This window comes from Actinopolymorpha cephalotaxi, from assembly GCF_013408535.1.
Classification (GTDB): domain Bacteria; phylum Actinomycetota; class Actinomycetes; order Propionibacteriales; family Actinopolymorphaceae; genus Actinopolymorpha; species Actinopolymorpha cephalotaxi.
The window spans coordinates 3,013,036-3,031,446 of the sequence record NZ_JACBZA010000001.1 but is presented as its reverse complement, the minus strand read 5'-3'; the positions used below and the strand labels follow the sequence as shown (position 1 = coordinate 3,031,446).

At 69.0% G+C, this 18,411-nt stretch carries 18 protein-coding genes and 2 tRNA genes; 15 read left to right on the top strand and 5 right to left on the bottom strand.

Annotated features, from left to right (window positions below; translation table 11 throughout):
• The first annotated feature begins 93 nt into the window (after positions 1 to 93).
• The 8 genes from FHR37_RS13460 to FHR37_RS13420 all read left to right on the top strand — a co-directional run bounded on the left by FHR37_RS13460 (position 94) and on the right by FHR37_RS13420 (position 6,426).
• Positions 94 to 630, top strand: coding sequence for a hypothetical protein (locus FHR37_RS13460; protein WP_139238927.1), 537 nt, complete (start codon positions 94 to 96; stop codon positions 628 to 630).
• Positions 627 to 2,291 (top strand): M1 family aminopeptidase, encoded by a 1,665-nt coding sequence (locus FHR37_RS33110; protein WP_092883290.1) that lies wholly within the window; start codon positions 627 to 629, stop codon positions 2,289 to 2,291. The genes FHR37_RS13460 and FHR37_RS33110 overlap by 4 nt, the downstream gene beginning before the upstream one ends.
• 136 nt (positions 2,292 to 2,427) lie before the next feature.
• Positions 2,428 to 2,500 (top strand) — tRNA-Asn (locus FHR37_RS13450).
• Between the two features lie 270 nt (positions 2,501 to 2,770).
• A complete protein-coding gene (locus tag FHR37_RS31540; protein ID WP_237768757.1) occupies positions 2,771 to 4,105 on the top strand; it encodes an NYN domain-containing protein in 1,335 nt (444 codons plus the stop codon).
• 57 nt (positions 4,106 to 4,162) lie between these two features.
• Positions 4,163 to 4,236, top strand: a tRNA-Ile gene (locus tag FHR37_RS13435).
• Positions 4,237 to 4,282: 46 nt separating this feature from the next.
• Positions 4,283 to 4,837, top strand: coding sequence for an N-terminal phage integrase SAM-like domain-containing protein (locus FHR37_RS33105; RefSeq protein WP_202818068.1), 555 nt, complete (start codon positions 4,283 to 4,285; stop codon positions 4,835 to 4,837).
• Between the two features lie 359 nt (positions 4,838 to 5,196).
• The gene (locus FHR37_RS13425) at positions 5,197 to 5,397 is read left to right on the top strand and encodes a hypothetical protein (RefSeq protein ID WP_139238926.1); all 201 of its coding nucleotides are present in this window, start codon (positions 5,197 to 5,199) and stop codon (positions 5,395 to 5,397) included.
• 567 nt (positions 5,398 to 5,964) lie between these two features.
• Complete coding sequence (locus FHR37_RS13420; protein WP_237768756.1) at positions 5,965 to 6,426, top strand: hypothetical protein; 462 nt, start codon at positions 5,965 to 5,967, stop codon at positions 6,424 to 6,426.
• A gap of 43 nt (positions 6,427 to 6,469) precedes the next feature.
• On the opposite strand, the gene FHR37_RS13415 is transcribed toward FHR37_RS13420, so the two are convergent.
• Positions 6,470 to 7,441 carry a GlxA family transcriptional regulator gene (locus FHR37_RS13415; protein WP_237768755.1) on the bottom strand — a complete coding sequence of 324 codons (972 nt, stop codon included), beginning with the start codon at positions 7,439 to 7,441 and terminating at the stop codon, positions 6,470 to 6,472.
• 184 nt (positions 7,442 to 7,625) lie between these two features.
• On the opposite strand from FHR37_RS13415, the gene FHR37_RS33100 reads away from it, so the two are divergent.
• Positions 7,626 to 10,358 carry a helix-turn-helix transcriptional regulator gene (locus FHR37_RS33100; RefSeq protein ID WP_139238925.1) on the top strand — a complete coding sequence of 911 codons (2,733 nt, stop codon included), beginning with the start codon at positions 7,626 to 7,628 and terminating at the stop codon, positions 10,356 to 10,358.
• Positions 10,359 to 10,497: 139 nt separating this feature from the next.
• Here FHR37_RS33100 and FHR37_RS13405 read toward each other — a convergent pair whose 3' ends face one another.
• A complete protein-coding gene (locus FHR37_RS13405; RefSeq protein ID WP_139238924.1) occupies positions 10,498 to 11,058 on the bottom strand; it encodes a hypothetical protein in 561 nt (186 codons plus the stop codon).
• Positions 11,059 to 11,244: 186 nt separating this feature from the next.
• Between FHR37_RS13405 and FHR37_RS13400 the strand changes: the two genes are divergently transcribed.
• Positions 11,245 to 11,790, top strand: a complete 546-nt coding sequence (locus FHR37_RS13400; RefSeq protein WP_202884522.1) for a hypothetical protein — start codon at positions 11,245 to 11,247, stop codon at positions 11,788 to 11,790.
• Between the two features lie 47 nt (positions 11,791 to 11,837).
• Here FHR37_RS13400 and FHR37_RS13395 read toward each other — a convergent pair whose 3' ends face one another.
• Genes FHR37_RS13395 through FHR37_RS13385 form a run of 3 tightly spaced genes read right to left on the bottom strand, consistent with a single transcriptional unit; the run spans position 11,838 to position 13,451 of the window.
• The gene (locus FHR37_RS13395) at positions 11,838 to 12,377 is read right to left on the bottom strand and encodes a GNAT family N-acetyltransferase (protein ID WP_237768754.1); all 540 of its coding nucleotides are present in this window, start codon (positions 12,375 to 12,377) and stop codon (positions 11,838 to 11,840) included.
• Positions 12,378 to 12,399: 22 nt separating this feature from the next.
• Positions 12,400 to 12,855 (bottom strand): SRPBCC family protein, encoded by a 456-nt coding sequence (locus FHR37_RS13390; RefSeq protein ID WP_175542497.1) that lies wholly within the window; start codon positions 12,853 to 12,855, stop codon positions 12,400 to 12,402.
• Positions 12,856 to 12,902: 47 nt separating this feature from the next.
• Positions 12,903 to 13,451 (bottom strand): dihydrofolate reductase family protein, encoded by a 549-nt coding sequence (locus FHR37_RS13385; RefSeq protein ID WP_092883285.1) that lies wholly within the window; start codon positions 13,449 to 13,451, stop codon positions 12,903 to 12,905.
• 390 nt (positions 13,452 to 13,841) lie between these two features.
• Here FHR37_RS13385 and FHR37_RS13380 point away from each other — a divergent pair, with 390 nt between their 5' ends.
• The 5 genes from FHR37_RS13380 to FHR37_RS13360 are packed head-to-tail and all read left to right on the top strand — an operon-like array spanning position 13,842 to position 18,411.
• Positions 13,842 to 14,867, top strand: a complete 1,026-nt coding sequence (locus FHR37_RS13380) for a Gfo/Idh/MocA family protein (protein ID WP_092883284.1) — start codon at positions 13,842 to 13,844, stop codon at positions 14,865 to 14,867.
• Positions 14,864 to 15,643 (top strand): amidohydrolase family protein, encoded by a 780-nt coding sequence (locus FHR37_RS13375; RefSeq protein WP_092883283.1) that lies wholly within the window; start codon positions 14,864 to 14,866, stop codon positions 15,641 to 15,643. The genes FHR37_RS13380 and FHR37_RS13375 overlap by 4 nt, the downstream gene beginning before the upstream one ends.
• The gene (locus FHR37_RS13370) at positions 15,640 to 16,746 is read left to right on the top strand and encodes a mandelate racemase/muconate lactonizing enzyme family protein (RefSeq protein WP_092883282.1); all 1,107 of its coding nucleotides are present in this window, start codon (positions 15,640 to 15,642) and stop codon (positions 16,744 to 16,746) included. Before FHR37_RS13375 ends, FHR37_RS13370 begins: the two co-directional genes overlap by 4 nt.
• Positions 16,747 to 16,783: 37 nt before the next feature.
• On the top strand, positions 16,784 to 17,656 hold the full coding sequence (locus FHR37_RS13365; protein ID WP_092883281.1) for an amidohydrolase family protein: 873 nt from the start codon (positions 16,784 to 16,786) through the stop codon (positions 17,654 to 17,656).
• A complete protein-coding gene (locus FHR37_RS13360; protein ID WP_092883280.1) occupies positions 17,653 to 18,411 on the top strand; it encodes an amidohydrolase family protein in 759 nt (252 codons plus the stop codon). The genes FHR37_RS13365 and FHR37_RS13360 overlap by 4 nt, the downstream gene beginning before the upstream one ends.

The window sequence follows — 18,411 nt, the reverse complement described above, 5'->3', positions numbered from 1 at the left end:
GGCTCCGACGCAGGCTCCGGATCACGCGGGCGCCGGGAGGTCCGGTCGATGCCGGACGGCCCGGCGCCTGCGTGCGCCCGCTACCGTGAACCCGTGCGCCGTCGGCAGACTCCTCCGCGCGAGGTGAAGAACTCCCTCGCCCTGCGTCCTCACGAGCGGATCCTCGCCGCCGCGCGGACCGCGACCGAGGAGTGGGTGGTGGCCACCGACCGGCGGCTGCACCTGCCCGAACCCGGCGGAGCCGACACCTTTGCGGGCATCCCGTGGGAACAGCTCGAGCACGCCGAATGGGACCGCGACGAGGAGGTCCTGCGGGTCACCGCCGCCGCGCCGCTCGGGCAGCCGATGCCGACGTGGCGGCTGCGGTTCGACCCGCCCGACCAGCGGCTGCTGGCGCTGATCCGCGAACGCATCACCGCGAGCGTGGTCACCGAACGCCACGTGCCGCTGCGAGGCCGCGTCGGCGTACGCGTGATCGCCCGCCGGCCACCGGCCGGTGACCCCGACGCGGCCGAGGGCGGGATCGTCTGGGCGCTCGCCTTCGACGAGGGGCTGGACCCGAACGACCCGGACGTTCTCGACGCCGCCCACCGAGCCCTCGCGACCGTTCGGGCGGAGATCGAGCCGTGACCCGGCGGGCGGTCAGGCCCGTCGCGCCCACCGCCGTGTCCACCGTCGTGCTCGCCGTCGTCCTCGTCGCGATGACGGCGCTCGGCGCCTGTACGCCCAGCGCGGGCGACCTGACCGCCCCGACCGCCCGTCCCACCGGCTCGCCTCCCGCCGGCGGGGAGCCCGTACCGCCACGAAGCCCGCCGCCCCAGCCGCGAGGGCCGTCCGGGTGCGCGGTCACCGGCGGCCCCGGCGGTGGCGACGACGCCGGCTCGAAGGTGTCGTACGAACAACCCCTCTCCGCCGGACAACTCCTCTCCGCCGAGCGGTCTTTCGTCGCGAACAGCGCGTCCGCGCCCGCCGGGCAGGCGGCGCCGTGGAAGGACCGGCCCACCGTCTCGTTGTGCTTCGACGTACGGTCCGATCCGCGGGTGGTGCGCGGCTCGGAGCAGGTGACCTTCACCCCCGACCGGCGTACCTGCGCGGTCGTCTTCCGTGCCTGGCCGAACAAGCCGGAGACCGCGCGGGCCGGCAACCGGCTCGAGGTCACCTCCGCCACCGTGGACGGCCGCAAGGAGATCCCGAAGGTGGCGGCGGCCGGGGCGCCGCCGGGTTCGCCGGGCACCCTGGTCAGGGTGCCGGTCAGCCGCTGCGTTCCCGCGGGCCGCACCGTCCAGGTCGACCTCACGTTCACGTTGACGGTTGGGGCGGACACGCCCGAGCGGGTCGGCTACTCCTCCCGCGACGGCGCCGTCTGGCTGGGCACGGCGTACCCCCTGCTGGCCTGGCAGCGCGGCAAGGGGTGGGTGACCGACCCGGCCGTCGACCTGTTCGGCGAGACCGTGACCAGCGAGGAGTTCCGGCTGCGGCGGCTCGACGTGGTGGCGCCCGACGGCGACCAGGTGCTCGGCACCGGCCAGGCGGTCGGCAGCATGCCGTCGACGAAGGTGCGGGGGAGTGTGGTGCACCGGTTCCGGGCCGACTCCGTGCGCGACGTCAGCCTCACGGTGGGGCGGTTGCGTACGGAGAGCCGCGAGGTGGACGGCGTACGCCTGCACGTCGGGGTGCCCAGCAGTTCGGTCGCCTCCGCGGGAGAGTGGGCCGACGCGACCGCCGCCGCGATGCGGTCACTGTCGACCTACCTCGGGCCGTTCCCGTACCGCGACCTGTGGGTCACGGTCGCCGACAGCGTGGGCACCGGCATCGAGTTCCCCGGCTCCATCCAGTTCGGCAACGTCTCGCCGACGCGCTACCCCCAACTCGTGCCGCACGAGGTGGCGCACATGTGGTTCTACGGGCTGGTGGGCAACGACCAGGCCCGGGACCCGTGGCTGGACGAGGCGCTCGCGGAGTACGCCGAGACGCTGGTCGACGGGACCGGGGCCCGGTCGGTGCGGTTCCAGGCGCCGTCCCGGGTGCGCGACCGGGTGGGGCGCTCGATGGCCTGGTACGCCGCGCTGCGCAACCCCGACCTGTATGCCGCCGGGGTCTACCGCCAGGGTGGGGCGATGCTGCACCGGGCGCGGCAGGCCGCCGGACCTGCGACGTTTGACCGGCTTCTGCGCGGCTACCTGAACGCCAACGCGCACCGGATCGCCACCCCGCGTGACTTCGCCCGGGCGTTCGCGAGCCGGCCGAAGGTGATCGCGATCCTGCGCGAGTACGGCGCGATCCCGCGGTGATCCACGGTCCTCGCCGACCCCGTGCGTGAGCCTGCCCGCGACCCCGCCGGGACCCCGCCCGCGACCCGCCCCGGGTCGTGCGACGTGATCTGGGGGGCTGCTAACGTATGCGTGGCCGGGCTCGCCCGGCGCGCGATCCCGCGTAGCTCAATTGGCAGAGCGTCCGGCTGTTAACCGGCAGGTTGCTGGTTCGAGTCCAGCCGCGGGAGCGTCACGAGGATCCCCCGACCGGTGGTCGTACCGGTCGGGGGATTCTGCTTTTCCCGGAGCGACCTCACCCGGGGTTTCCGGGGCCACACCGTCCTTCGTTTCCCTGTCGTTCTGCCCGTGGATGCGGTTCTCTACATCTGCCGGTCGCCCCCGCCTTGTCCGTGTACGCTCGCTGGACAGCGCCCGGCCCGGTCACCAGCCGTGTCAGCCGTCCACGCCCAGCCGTCCACCGACGCGTGGCTTGTCGCAGCGGTCCAGGGAGGTCATTCATGGCGGTTCCCGACCTCCGTTCGGCGGTCTTCTCGACGAAGTACGCCATCCTGATCGACGTCGGGTACCTCTATGCCGCTTCCGCGGACGTCCTGTTCGGCGCCCGTGAGCGCCGCGAGTACCGCGTCTCCGCCGACGAGCTCATTCAGGCCCTGCAGAAACACGCTGTCGAACGGCTGCCGGGCGAACTCCTCCGCGTCTACTGGTACGACGCCGCGCACGATCGCGTACCCACTGTCGACCAGCGGGTGATCGCGGCCCTGCCGATGGTCAAGCTCAGGTTGGGGAACCTCAACAAACAGGGGCAGCAGAAGGGCGTCGACGCGCAGATCCGCGCCGACCTGGACGCGCTGGCACGCCACGGCGCGGTGACCGACGTCGTGCTGCTCGCCGGCGACGAGGACCTGGTCCCTGCCGTCGAGGCCGCCCAGGCTTATGGCGTACGGATTCATCTGTGGGGCGTCGAGCCGTCCTTCGGCAGCAACCAGGCCGAGCGACTGGTGTGGGAGTCGGACTTCGTCGAGGTGTTGGCGGCCGACCTGCTTCGTCCGTACGTACGACAGGCGCACCCGGCGCCCACCCCCGGATCGGTGTCCGCTCCCTCGTCGACGACCGCCTCGGCACCTGCTTCTGTGGCTGGGCCGGTGACGACGCCGGAGCCCGACACCACCTCCTCCGCAGCGGCCGCGGCGGCCGCAACGCCGCCGGTATCGGGGACGTCAGCATCGGGCACGTCGGCATCGGGCGCGCAGGCAGCGGGTACGTCGGCAGCGGGCACGCCCCAGCGAGTGCCGCCGGACGGACAGGCGGGCACACCGACGCCCGCGCAGGTGTTCGCCAGGCGGGCCGGAACGACCACCGCCGTCGCGGCGGCGGGTTCGGTCCGCCCGCCGCGCACCGACTCACCGAACGCCGCACCAGCCCACGGCCCCGCGTCCGGTCCCGCCGCGGGTCCCGCTCCGGCGCCGGCCACGACAGCCGACGCCGCGCCCACGATCGGTGCGCAGAGCGCAGGTCCCCGGCTCGGTCCGGAGCGGAACGCGGTCGAGGAGGTCGGCGAGCACGTCGCGCAGAAGTGGATCCTGACCCGCGGCCGGGACTGCGTACGCGACTTGCTGCCCGGTCCGATCCTGCCGACCGTCATCGACAGCGAGCTGCTGGTCGAGGCGGAGAAGGAACTCGGCCACTCGCTGCGGCCCTATCCCGAGGCGCGGGTCTGGCTGCGGGACGGTTTCTGGGCCCGGCTAGGCCGCGAGTTCGAGCTGGCCGACCACGGCGAGCGTGCGGATCGAGGCGACCACGCCGACCATGGCGAACGTAGGCAGACCAAGTAGCCGAGGTGTCACGGCCAGGCGCTAGGCTCAGCGGGCGGTCGCGCACGCGAGCGGCACGGGGCGGTAGCTCAGCCGGTTAGAGCAGGGGACTCATAATCCCTGGGTCGCGGGTTCGAGTCCCGCCCGCCCTACCCCGGTTGACCTGCGGAGACGCAAGATCCGTCCAGACCTTTCGGAGTGTCATGGATCGGGTCATGGATCGAATCTCACTATGATCCGATCCATGCCGGCCGCGAAGCGCGTCGCCAGCGGAGACGCGGAACCATCGAGCTCCTGCCGTCGAAGAAGTACAGGGTCAAGGTCTACGTCGGCGTGGATCCCGTCTCGAAGCGCCGTGTCGACCTGACCGAGGTCGTCGCGACGCAGGCCGAGGCCGAGAAGGCACTCACCCGGCTTCTCCACCAGGTGGACGAGCGGCTGAACCCGCGGACCAGTGCCACCGTCAGCCAGTTGCTGGATCGCTGGCTGAACGTGATCGATGTCGAGCCCAGCACCCGCCAGGGCTACGAGCGCAAGATCTCCAAGCACATCCGTCCGATTCTGGGAAAAGTGAAGGTCGGTCGCCTCGACCCCGAGACCCTCGAGTCGTTCTACGCCGACCTTCGCCGGTGTCGTGAGCACTGTGGCGGGCGTCTCTATGTCGAGCATCGAACCCGGCTGCCGCATGAATGCGATGAACACCCATCCGCCGCATGCCGGCCAGCGAAGCCTGCGACGTGTCGCGACTGCTAGCGCATGTGCAAGAGGCACGTCTGCCGTGGTCTTTCCGACTCCAGCATCCGCCAGATCCACTGGATCCTCAGCGGAGCCCGCACCCGTGCGGTCCGGTGGCGTTGGATCGCGGTCAACCCAGCTACACAGGCAGAACCGCCTGCGTTGCCACATCCCGACCCGCGGCCGCCGGCAGCGGCCGAGGCGGCTCGCCTGGTGGAGGAGGCGTGGTCGCGGGACCCCGAGTGGGGTGCCTTCGTCTGGGTCGCGATGACGGTGGGGGCTCGCCGCGGTGAACTGTGCGCGTTGACGTGGTCGACCGTGGATCTGGAGAACGCAGTCTTGACGCAGACACCATCGCGGGCGCGAACCTCGCCAGCATGGACACCACGACCTGGGGTGACGCGGAGCAGACGAAGATCGTCGCCGCGCTTCGTGTGAGCTATCCAGCCGGTTTCGCCGACGTCGGGACCGCCTGGGACCACTGGAGCGATCTGGCGCTCGGTGCCGACGGAAGCCTCCAGGAAGGCCACGGGTCGTTCGTTGGCGACGACACCGACCTTCCCCTGCCGGTGTCCTGACCGATGCTTCCTCTTCCGGACCACCTTCACCGTAAGCTCGTTCATCTCAGGAGTCCGCGCCATGGCCCGTTATCCGCACGCCGACTGGGATCCGCACCCGGAGGCGACCAGCCAACCCCGCATCCGACCGTGGGGCGTCGTCCTGCACACGGCGGTCTCGAACGCCAAGAACATCAAGAATGCCTGGCTGCAGTCATCGGTAGAGAGTCACTGCTGGGTCCAGGGGCGCTGGAGCGCTCCAAGGCGGCACCAGTGCGTGAAGCGGTTGGTGAGTTGGTAAGTGAGGGCGTCGAGCCCGCGGTCCCGTGCTGTGACAATGCGATCGTTGGCGGCGACGTGTAGCGGCGATGGCCGCTCGAAACGGCTGGGCGCCAGTTCTTCGCAGGAGCACGCCGGTGCCCGCCCCGGCTCCATGTCGCAAGCGACAGCGGCCCGTCTGTCTGGCGGACGGGATTCCCAGGAAATCGGACGGGCGTCGCGGACGGTCTTGGCAGGGCGCTTCGGCCACGGAGATCCTCGTGCCGCGGAGTCGTCGCTGCCTGGCTTCAGCGTGCTGATCGGAGAACGATGATGACAAGTCCGTCCGACCACCCCACACCGGCATCGGCGGCCGAGCTCCACCTGCCCCTCAGTCGTGGTCGTGCCGTGCTCCGGTTCACCGTGCACTACCTGGAGATGGTGGTGGCGATGGTGGTCGGCATGGTCGCGCTGGGTCCGTTGGAGTCATTCCTGGCCAGGGCTGTCGGCCGGCCGGACGCGCTGGATGGCTCGACGGTGAGCATGCTGCTGATGGCTGTGAACATGACGGTGCCGATGGCGGCGTGGATGCGGGTCCGCGGGCACCGGTGGCGGCTGACCGCGGAGATGTGCGCCGGTATGGACGTCCCGTTCCTGCTCGTACTGGTGCCGTACTGGGCCGGTGCGATCAGCGAGATGGCGCTGATGATGGTCGGGCACACGGTGATGTTCGTGGGGATGGCGGCGGCGATGGTCGTTCGCCGGCAGGAGTACGCCGGCCACGGCCACTGACGCAATGGCCTGTGAGTTGTCGGAGGCTCGTCCCGACGGCGGGTCAGGCGTGCCGCGTGCTGCGCTGGGTGGCCTGGAAGTGCGACGGTGAGACGCCGTAGAGATGTTGGAACGCCTGTCGCATGGTCTCGACCGTCCGGAAGCCCACCCGCGCCGCGACGGCGTCCTGGGTCAGGTCCGTATCGGCCAGCAGTTGCGCCGCGGCGCTGGTGCGGCGCCGACGGATGAACCGGGCCGCGCTTACGGTCAACTCGCGGGTGAACAGCCGGGACAGGTGCCGCTCGCTGACTCCGACCCGCTGAGCGACCAGCGCCGGAGTCAGGTTCTCGCCGAGGTGGGTCTCGATGAACTCGACTGCCTGGCGTACGACCGAATTGCGCGGGGTCGTGGCTGTGAACACGCTCATCTGGGCCTGGTTTCCCGGACGCTGCATGTACGTCACCAACTGCCGGGCCACGGCCCGGGCGACGTCGGGCCCGGTGTCGGATTCTATGAACGACAGGCACAGGTCGAGTGCCGCTGTCACCCCCGCCGACGTGCACAGCGAGTCCTCCACCAGGTAGATCGGCGCCGGGTCGAACCGCACCGCCGGGAACCGGGTGGACAGGAATTCGGCGTGGTCCCAGTGCGTCGCCGCGCGACGCCCGTCGAGCAGTCCTGCCGCCGCGAGGACTCCGGCGCCGGTGCACACCGACGCGACCCGGCGGCTTTCGCGTGCGAGGCGGCGTACGTGAGCGACCAGTTGCTGGTCCTCCATCGCGGACATGTAACCGATCCCGCCCGAGACGACCAGGGTGTCCAGCGGGCCCTTCACCCGCTCCAACGGCGCATCGGCCTGCAGCGTCAGGCCGGTCGCGGTGCGGATCATCCCGCCCGACAGCGCGGCCAACTCCACTCGGTACTCGTGCCGACCGCGCACATAGTTCGCTATCTGCAGGGTCGAGACCACGCAGGCGATGTCCAGGGCCTCCGCCGCCGGATAGCCCACCACCAGGATCCTTCGCGCGCTGGACACCCTACCTAAGCTACGGGGCCCGGGGCCTCTCGTTCGAGGGCGTACAGACCGGAACCCCAAGATTTCAGCCAAACCCGGTGGCGTCGCTGCGCACCGCAGTGCCGCGGGAGCACGCTGACACTCGCATCCGGGTGGAGCACGCGGGAACAGACACGCTGGGAACAGAAAAGGTGACAACCGACCGGTGACGAGCAGCGACCACGGGGATCTGACCAGCTTCGTCGGGCGGGACGCCGAACTGGCCGAGTTGGCGGACCTCGTAGATGGCCGCCGTCTCATCACGCTCACCGGAGTCGGTGGCTGCGGAAAGACCCGCCTCGCCCGCCGGCTTCTCAGCCGGCCAGGTGCGGTGTGGGCGGACTCCATGGTGACCGCCGACCTCGGAGCACTGACGGACGCTTCGCAGATACCGGCGGCGGTCGCAAGGGCGGCAGGCGTCATGGTCGAGCCCGGCCGAAGTGAAGTACTGCGGCTTGCCCGCCGCCTGGCCGACATTCGCATGCTGTGGCTGGACAACTGCGAACACCTGCTCGAGGCGGTGGCGGATCTGGTCACCGCGGTTCTGCGCGAGTGCCCGGTGGTGACCGTCGTGACAACCAGCCGGGTGCCGCTCCGGATCCTGGGCGAGACGGTGTGGCAAGTGCCTGCACTCCTACCCGCGGACGCCTGCCGACTGTTTGCCGACCGGGCAGGGCTCGTCGCGCCACGGTTCGCGCTCACGCACGACGAGGCGCTTGTTCGGGTCATCTGTGAGCGTGTGGACCACTTGCCGTTGGCGATCGAACTGGCTGCGCCGTGGATCCGGGCACTGTCGCTGGAACAGATTGCCAGCGGTCTCAATCGCTCCTACGACCTACTCGTCGGCGGTCCGTCCGACGCCGCCCCGCGACATCAGAGCCTGCAGGCGTCCATGTCCTGGAGCCACGATCTGCTTACCGAGGCGGAGAAGCGGTTGTTCCGCAGGCTGTCGATCTTCGCTGAAGCGTTCACGTTGGACGATGCCGCCCGCTCGGATCTCGATGGGGGCGACTCGAAGCCCTCCGACGCCGAGGACGCTGGCGCCGCTGCCGGGGGGCCTGCCGGGGTGGCCAGGCTGATCGATGCATCGCTCCTCACCGTGACCGAAATCCAAGGCGAGTTGCGCTACACCATGCTCGACACGGTACGGCAGTTTGCCAGCGAGCGACTGGTCGAGTCCGGCGAACTCGACGCCGTCAGACGGCGGCACCTGGCCCTGCAAGCGGCGCTTGCGGTCGAGGCGGATCGCGGCCGCAACGAGAACCAGGAACGGTGGCGTGGCGAACTGATCAGCCGTCAAGGGGACCTTGCAGCCGCTGTGACCTGGGGCCTCGCGAGCGACGCCGGCGCAGACAACAAACGTGCCGCTGAACTCGTCGCGAACCTCGGTCACTACTGGCTGCTCGACGGGCAGATCGGCGAAGGCCTGGGACTCACCGACGTGGCACTCGACTCGTGCCCCGACGACCCCGCGCTCCAGGCCCGGCTGTACGCGACGCGCGCGCTGCTCGCTATGGCCTCCGGGCACCTGGATGCCGTCACCGAGGCCGCCCAGAAGGCCGCGGACCTCGCTCGCAGATCAGGGGACTTGGCGACCCAGGCGCGTTCCGAAGCCTTGGCCGCCTTCCCGCAGTTCTTCGCCGACTTCGACGCCTGCGCCACAACCGCAACTCGCGCACGCGACCTCGCCGACACCGCCGGCGACGCGTTCGCGGCCGACTGGGCCGGCGTCCTGGAGTCCTATGCACTGCTTACGCGCGGCAGGAACGATCAGGCTGATGCGCTTGCGCGTACCGTTGCCGATCGCGCGCGGCTACGCCGCGACCGCTTCTGCGGCGCCTTCGCGGTCGGCGTGGGCATATACACCTCGATGACGCGTGGCCAGCTTTCGGTAGCCGTACGCGTCGGCCATGAGGCACTCGCCCTGGTGGCACCGCTGGGTGACCACTTCGCGACCGGAACGTTGACGGGCAACACCGCACATGCTTTGGCGGTCCACGGTGACCTGGACGCCGCGATGAGGCTGCTGCACCCGATCGCCCGGTCTCTTGACACGACTGTGGAGGCCGACGCGGTGGGGTTCATGGTTCCCATGGGGCTTGTCCACCTCTGGCGCGGTGAGCCAGAGCGCGCGTTGACGTGGTTCCAGCGGGGCGTCGCGAGACTTGAGCGACACGAACTCGACTGGTCGGCGGCCCGCAGCCTCCCCGGTCTGGTCGCGGCGTTGCGCTGCACCGGGCAGACCGATGCGGCCGAGGAATGGGCTACTCGCGGGTCCCGTCTCCTCGAGAAGTTCGGGGCTCCCTTCGAACTGGCTGACCTCCTCGACGAGCATGCTCGTCTCGTTGGGGACTGTGCACCTCGGGCCCGCGAGTTGCACCTACGCGCGCTCTACATCCGTCACAGGAACGGCGTGCCGCTGGGTAACGCCGCAAGCTTGGAGGGCCTCGCGTCATTGGCCGAGGCCGGCGGGGACCTGTGCGAGGCTGCGCGTCTCAGTGCAGCTGCGGATCGGACAAGGACGCTCATGGGTCATCCCCGGGCCGCAAACGACCAGACTCGTCACCGGCGGATGGAGGCACGCCTTCAGGGGGCACTGGGTCCCCGGTTCGGGGAAATCTGTCGCGAGGCGGCGACGACAGATCCTCGATCGATGGTGACGGCGCTGCTCCGCGGGCGGGGGCCACGCGTCCATCGGTCCGGTCCCCTCGCCGCACTCACTCCAAGCGAGCTGGAGGTTGCGACCCTCGTGTCGCAGGGACTCAACAATCCCGAGATTGCCGCTCGGCTGTTCATGAGCCGCGGAACCGTCAAGGCCCACCTTGCACATGTCTATCCCAAGCTGGGCGTCCCAAACCGGGCGGCACTCGCCGCGTTGGTCCACCGAACGCGGAACTGACGGTACCGCCGCCCCCACTTGCCGGCGCTCAGCAAGCCGTGGCGAGCTGGGCCTGAGTGATCGAAGCGCGGCGCGTAGACGCAGTTCAGGAACAAGCTCTCGGCGCCTTGCAGCCTGCACCACCACCACCATCACCGCCTCAAGATCGACGATTGGCTCGCCGGGCACGACTTGTCCGCCAGGCACGAGCCGCCGCGGCGACGCCGGCAGCCACGACTCCGGTGCCAAGCCCGATGAGCATGGCAATTCCACTCGTGTAGATCCGCAGGACGAACTCGCGCCGGCCGGGACTGAACAGGTCGGCGAATCCGACGGCGCTGTCGGGTGGCTGGTGGCCCAGTGACGCCCCCGCGCCCCACAGCAGTTGGTGGACCAGCACCAAGGAGAGTCCATAGAGGGTTCCGAGGACGAGGAAGTCCAGGACGGGCCGGCGGTTCTCGCGGATGATCGCCACTGCCAGCCACGCCGCGAACGGCGTGAGCGCCAGCACGTAGTAGAGCGGACCGCTCTCGGGGCGAACGATGCCCAGATCCGCCAGGACGGTGCGCGGCAGGCCCAACGCCGCAAGCAGGAGCAGCAGCCAACTCGGCATGTCCGAGGCCGGGAACCGGCCACGGAGTGGTCTGCTGCGCTGGTAAGTCGGTTCTTCCTGCGCCGGCGAGCCTGAACGGCTGTCTATGGTGTCGTCACGCTGATTCATGCCTCGGATCCTCCGATCCGGTCGCGACGTGAACATCAGCCAGGTGGCCATTGCACGCGCCGGCAAAGTTCACGGTCGTCCGGGCGGCCAGGGGCTCGTCTGGCCATCTGGCCGATTCGGTCGCACCCGGATCCTCCGCATAGTTGAGGGCCGCTGGTCGACGAAAGTACCCACAGGGAGGCCTGCATGTGGACGATGAGTGCCGGTGTGACCCGTACCCGGCTGTGGCGTCTCTCCCAGCGGCGGCGCCGCATGACCCTGCTCCTGCACGTGATCTCGGCGGGTGCCTGGATCGGAATCGACGTGGTCGTCGCGGTGCTGGTCCTCACCGGCTGGTTCGCGGCCGACGTGGACGTCCGCAGCCTGGCCTACCGGGCCCTGGCCGAGTTCGTGGTCTGGCCGATGCTGGCATCGGGGTTGGTGTGTCTCGCCACGGGGGTGCTGCTCGGCGTGGGCACCAAGTGGGGTCTCGTGCGGTATCGGTGGGTAGCGGTGAAGCTGGTGCTCAACCTGGTGCTGTGCACACTCATCGTCGTGGTGCTGCAGCCGGGCATGGACGCCGTGGGCACCTACGGTGAACACCTTCTTACGGGGACCCCATCATCCAGCCGCGTCAGGACGCTGTTCTTTCCGCCCGCCGTCTCCTTGTCCACACTCACCTTCGCCACTGCGCTGGCGATCTACAAGCCCTGGGGGCGACTACGTCGCTCGACCCGACGTGCGGATTCCTGACGTAGCCCGCCGTCGGGGCGCCGTGCCCGTGGAATTGCGTGGCTCGATCAGCATGGGATCTCCCGGTTGGAGTAGAACGGCGCCGTGAAGGGGATTTCGTCGCCGATCCAGCCTCGAAGGGCTTCGAACGTGGCGGCGTACAGGCCCGCCTCGTACGCCGGGGGAGTGACCCACCAGCTCACGTCCACGTCGTGGTGCAGCGTCTCCTCCGTCAGTGGGCGACGCACACCCAGGGGATACAGGTACAGGCATCCGATGTATCCGTGGTCGGGGTTGGTGAGCACGTAGGTGTAGGACTTGTCGTCGCGGAACTCGGCTTCATGCCAGACCAGGTCCACGTAGTTGCCCTCGAGGGTGACAGGCCCGGTGGGCCAGGACCCGCCGCGTGTGCGCCGGATCAGGTCCAGACTGGCGTTGATGCCGGCCACGTCGGCTTCGAGGTCGTCGCGGGAGATGGCGTGAGCCTGGACCCGCCCATGCTTGAGGTTCCGTGGCACCACGGCTCCGGGGGCGATGGCCAGCTTCTTGGTCAGCCCGGTGAGGTCCATGTCGTCTCCGGTTCGTTGGTCCTCGAAAGTGCGGTGCATGCTCCGCGCGTCGGTTGGGTCGTCAGATGGTGCCGCGCCTGATCGCCGCGTCGATCAGGTCGAGCATGCCCTCGACCCCGCGGCGGGGGGCCTCCTCGTCGGCCGGGGCCGGCCAGCTGAGGAACACGTAGGTGAGGTCGACGGATCCGTCCGAGGTCTCGGCCATCGTCACGGTGACCAGCTCCCGCGGTTCGTCGAAACGAAGGGCGACTCGGTGCGGAGGGTCGAGCTCGGCGTACTCGAACCCGAAGGAGATCTCCGAGCCGTCCGCGTCGGAGATCATGACCGCTTCCATTCGGCCGCCCGGTCGAGGATCGACTCGCATCCGTTCGGCAGGAGTCTCATAGCCGGGCACGACGAACCACTGCTCGAGCTTGCTGGGCTCCACGAATGCGGCATGCACTCGTTCGGCGGTCGCGGGGAGATGTCGACGCACGGTAAACCCGCCGCTCGTCTCCTGGTGGGATTGCTCGGACATGATGCCTTCCTTCCGACCGGGCCGGTCCATCGACCAGCACCCGTGATTCACGCGTCGGGGTTGCGGAGCGTGAGTACGACGACTCCGGAGTCGAGGGTCCGGTTGGCCGTCAGCCTGAACTTCTTGTTGAGCCCTTGCTCGATGAGGAGGTCACCCTCGTCGCCGACGCCGGCCAGGTGGGGATGGACCCACAAGTGCAGCTCGGTGAGAAGGTCTGCGCGCAGGAGCGTCTTGGCCACCGGCCCGTAGCCGTGCATCAGTATCGACGCGCCGTTCTGAGCACCCAGTTTGCGCACCTCCTCGACGAGATCGCCGTCGAGAACTGTGGTGTTGTGCCAGGAGGGCTCGGTGAGGGTCTTGGAGGCGACGTACTTGGGGATGGCGTTGATCGCCTCGGCGTACTCGCTGTCTCTTCCCGGCCAGGCGCCGGCGTAGACCTCATAGGTCTTGCGGCCCATCAGCATGGCGTCGGCGGCCCGGAGTTGTTCCAGCGCCAGGGCGTCCGATTGATCGTCGATGTAGTCGAAGTGCCATTTGTCCATGTGGTTCACAACTCCGTCGAGACTGACGAACGTCGAGCTGCTGATGTTCCTCACAGGGTTCCTCTCATCGGGTCGTGGGGCCGGCAGGCGGCGCGCTCGCTCGTCGCCGGCGATTCGGAGAGATGCTCCTCGCCCCGACAGCTTGATCGAGCGAATCGGCGGTGACGAAGTCCGGAAACTTGGGCATTCCGTCTGGACGCGCCCGCCGGTCGGACACCACGTCGAGCGTCGAGACGGTGGTCCGCCGGACCTTCCTGGGACCGCGGCCCGCACTACGCCGACGCCGCGGGCCTGCGGTGGAGCTGCCGAAGAAGGTCAGTGACGGAGGTTCCCAAGACCTTGATGACCCCGTACCGCCTCGATACGATCTTCCGAATATCGGAGCTGTCTCTGTTATTTCGTACGGTCGTTGCCTTCCCCCTCTCACGTTGAGGTCGGTGAGCCATGGCAGTCGAGGTACCGGTACGTCTCGCGCTCGTCGGCCTTGGCGCGATCGGCTTGGCTGCTCATCTCCCGGCGATGCTGAGGTCGGAGGCTGTTCAGGTGGTTGGCTTAGCCGATCCATCGCCGGAGCGGCGGGCGGCCGCAGCTCCCCGTGCACCAGGTGCAGCGGTGTACGCGGACGCGGCGGAGGTGTGCGGGGCGGCCGGGGTCGACGGCGTGGTCCTGGCGACGCCGCCATGGGTGACCACCGGACTGGCGGAGCAGTTTCTGCGGGCCGGGCAGTTCGTGCTCGCGGAGAAGCCGATCGCAGTGTCGACGGCGGATGCTCGGAAATTGGCCACCTTGCCGGACGAGAGGCAGCGACGGCTGCAGGTCGGGTTGACGTATCGACACGATCCGGCTCTCGCGCGGCTGCGGGAGTGGATCCGTGATGGCCCGCTCCACGGTCCGCTGCTGATCCGCGCGCACATCTACGACGAACGCCTGAACGCGAAGGACCCCGACCACTCGGCACGCATCCGCCAGACGCTGCGCCACGGTCCTCCGGTGCTCCACGAAGGTGCGCACGTGTTTGACTGGCTGGCCTTCCTGCTGGACGGTGCGAGCCCACGCGTATCCGATGCTTGGTCAGTGCGCTCAGATCCGGGTCTTGCCTCGCCCAACCTCAACGGGGCAAGGCTGACCTACCGGTGCGGAACGAATGTGCTTGTGGAGTTCGGCTGGCTGACGTCCGAGCTTCCACGCTGTGAGCTCTCCATCCTCGGACAGCATGGCTATGCCGTCCTCGACGGCTTCACCTTCCGCCTGACGCTTACCGCCGACGGCGAGACGAAGGTGTACGACGATCCGGTCGACCGGACCGAGCGCTGCTTCGACCGCCAGCTCGGCGCGTTCGTGGACCTGGTGAGGGGACGGAGCGATCGGGCGGTACCGGGGCTACCCGAGGGGCTTGCTGCGCTGGACCTGAGCGAGCGGATCGCAGCCACGGCGTCGATGTTCACGATTCCCGGGAGGGAGCGCACGTGATCGACTTTCACACCCACACGCCGGCATGGAAGACCGCGACCTGGTTGGCAGGCGCGTCGTTCGGTGCCCGGGAGTTCGTGGAGTTCATGGACTCCACGGGGATCGACGCCGCCGTGGTTCTGAGCCACGACGGACTCTTCAATCCAACTCCAGAGGCCAACGACGAGGTGGCCGCGTTCGTGGCGGAGTATCCGGACCGGATGGCGGCGTTCGGCACCGTCAGCCCCCGTCAGAGCGGCGCGGTGTCGGAGGTCGAGCGCTGCTTCGCCCAGCTGCACATGCGAGGGCTCAAGCTGCACCCGTGGCTGCAGGGGTTCTCGATGCACGAGCCTGCACTCGACCCGATCTGCGAGGTGGTCGCCGAGGCAGGAGGAATTCTGCTGAGCCACGACGGCACACCGCCGTACTCCACGCCGCTGCAGATCGCGGCCCTGGCTCGAAGGCACCCGAACCTCCCCGTGGTGCTGGGACACGGTGGTCTGCACGACTGCTGGCGGGAGGCTCTCGCCGCCACGGTGGAGACGCCGAACCTCTACCTGTGCATCTGTGGGACACCGCCGTACGCGGCTCGCAGGATCCTGGCCGAGGCCCCGCCCGGAAAAGTCCTCTTCGGCACCGACGCCGGCCTGTCCGACAAGGCGAGCCAGGACTACGCGGTGGCGCGGGTCCGCGAGATCGACGGCTGGGGGATCACGCCGGCTCAGCGGCGATCGATGCTGGAGGAAGCTCCGCGCACTCTGCTGGGCGACCGAGGGCCGGCTCGGGGGAGGGCATGACCGACACGATCGCCGCCGTTCACACCGCGTTGGTGAGCATCCCGGCACATCCTGACCTTGTCGTCCGCGGCGCGAAGGGCTCGCACGAGCGGTCCGACTTCTGCCTGGTGAGGGCCGTCACCGCTGCTGGGGTCGAGGGATACGGCGAAGTGAGCTGTACGCCGCTGTGGAGCGGTGAGGACGGGCCGACTGCCCAGCACTTCGTACGGACCGTGCTGGCGCCGGCCCTCCTCGGTCGTCCCCTGGTGCCGGTGGCCGCGTTGGACCAGGCGATGGACCGGGTTCTTGCGCGCAACCCGTTCACCAAGGCGGGTGTGTCGACTGCGCTGTGGGACGCGTACGCGCGCACGCTCGACTTACCGCTCGCCGTCGCACTGGGCGGCCCTCTTCGTACCGAGGTGCCCATCAAGCTCTCGCTGTCCGGCGATGGGGAGCGCCTCGAGCAGGTGCACGCCGCGGCTGTGCAGGCGGGTTTCACGGCGTTCAAGGTCAAGGTCGGTCTCGGCGTCGAAGGGGACGTCGCCAGGGTCGCGCATGCGAGACGGTTGGTCGGCCAGGGCGCGTTCCTCGGGATGGATGCCAATGGCGGCTGGTCCCGGGGAGAGGCGCGCATCGCACTTCGCCGGCTGCATGACCAGGACGTCGCCTTCCTCGAGCAGCCGGTGGAGGCCGGCGACCTGGAGGGGATGGCTGCACTTCGGGCCGAAGGTCTCCCCGTGGTGGCCGACGAGTCGGTCTTCGACCTGGCCGACCTTCGCCGGGTGATCCGGCAGGACGCCGCGGACGTGGTGAGCGTGTATGTCGGGAAGGCCGGAGGGCCCGGCCGGGCGGTGGAGCTGGGTACGGTCGCGCACGCATTCGGGTTGGCTTCGCTGCTGGGTTCCAATGGCGAGCTCGGCCTTGCTGCCGCCGCCCAGATTCACGTCGCTGCGGCGCTTCCGGGCCTGACCACGGCCTTTCCGTCCGACATCATCGGCGCGCACTACTACGCCGAGGACATCCTCGCCGAACCGCTGCCGAGCGACGGACAGCGCGTACGTCTGCCGCCTGGTCCTGGGCTCGGTGTACAGCTTCGTGAGGACGTGCTCACCCGGTTCCGCTGACCTCGGTGACGGGCCCAGAAGAGGGGACGCAGCTGCGATGATCGTCGACGTTCACAACCACACTCCGACCCACCGTGACGCGGTACCTGACGGCGAACACCTGTCCTTCGACAGCTGGCGTTCTGACCGCTCGGTCGTGACCACGAACAGCTGGGACGACTTCGACCGGGAACAGGCCGACGCCGACGTCACGATCGTCTTCAACATCGCGGTGGACGATCCGTTGCGTGCGACGGGCCTGCCGTACTTACCTGAGCGGACAAACGACGCTACCGCGGAGTTCGTTGCCGCGGCGCCGGAGCGGCGGATCGGTTTCATGTCTGTCAACCCGCTCGCACCACGGGTGTTCGACGAGGTGGAGCGCTGCCGCGACCTGAACCTGGTAGGTGTGAAGCTCGGGCCCAACTACCAGAACTTCGACCCGCTCTGTGACGAGGCGCGTCGCCTCTACGCCTACTGCGAGCGCGAGGGCCTGCCCATCCTGTTCCACCAGGGGACCTCGCCCATCCAAGAGGCACCGTTGCGGTACACCCACCCGCTCGTGATGGACGAAATCGCGCTGGCATTCCCCGAACTGAGGGTGGTGATGGCGCACATGGGTCACCCCTTCGTGCGGGAGACCGTCGCCGTGATCCGTAAGCATCCACACGTGTACGCCGACGTGTCGTCGGTGTACCTGCGGCCGTGGCTGGCCTGGGAGGCACTGACCTTCGCCAGTGAATGGGGCGTGCCGCACAAGCTCCTGTTCGGTTCCGACTACCCGATCTCCACCTCAGGTGAGGCGATGGCGGCGCTGCGACGGGTCAACGACATTGTCGAGGGCACGAAGCTTCCGCGGGTGCCGGACGACTCGATCGAGCGGATCATCCACGCGGACGCCCTGTCGGCGCTCGGATTGGAGAAGCAGTGATCATCGACGCGCATGTACGGGTTGGCAGCGGGCGTGAGGTCGACCTGACCGTCGAGCAACTCCTGGCGACGATGGACACGCTGGGCATCGATCGCGCGCTCGTCGCCCCTGGCGAACGCTGTACGGCCTACGACAACCGCGAAGGCAACGAGACGGTGTGCAGTGTCGCCGCGGCGTCAGATGGGCGACTTGCTGCCTACGCAGTCGCGAATCCCTGGCGCGGCCGCTACGCACTGGACGAGCTCACCCGAGCGAAGGACGCCGGCGCGGTTGCCCTGGCGGTGGATCCGGTGCTTCAGGGGTTCGACGTGCTCGACGGTCTGCTCGACCCGTTGCTCGCGTTCGCGGCGGAGCAGGACTGGTTCGTCTACATCCGTACCGGAACTCCCCCGACCGCGCTCCCGCTCCCGGCGGCCTCTCTCGCGCGCCGTTACCCGGAGCTGCGCTTCCTAATGGGCAAGAGCGGCGCGACCGACTTCTGGATCGACGCGGCACCGGCCCTGCGCCACGCGCCGAATCTCCACGCCGACACGGCGTACGCGCCGTGGGACACCGTTCTCAGCGAGTTCGCCCGCGACGATCAGATCGGATCGGGGAGGTGTGTTTTCACCACGGATGCGCCCTACACGGTGCCACAGGCCGAACTGGCCCGGATCCTCGAGTGGGCGACCATCGATGACGCACAGCGTGCGGACGTCCTCGCCGGATCCGCGACGCGGCTGCTCGGCGCGAACCTCCCAGCAGGCTGGAAGTGA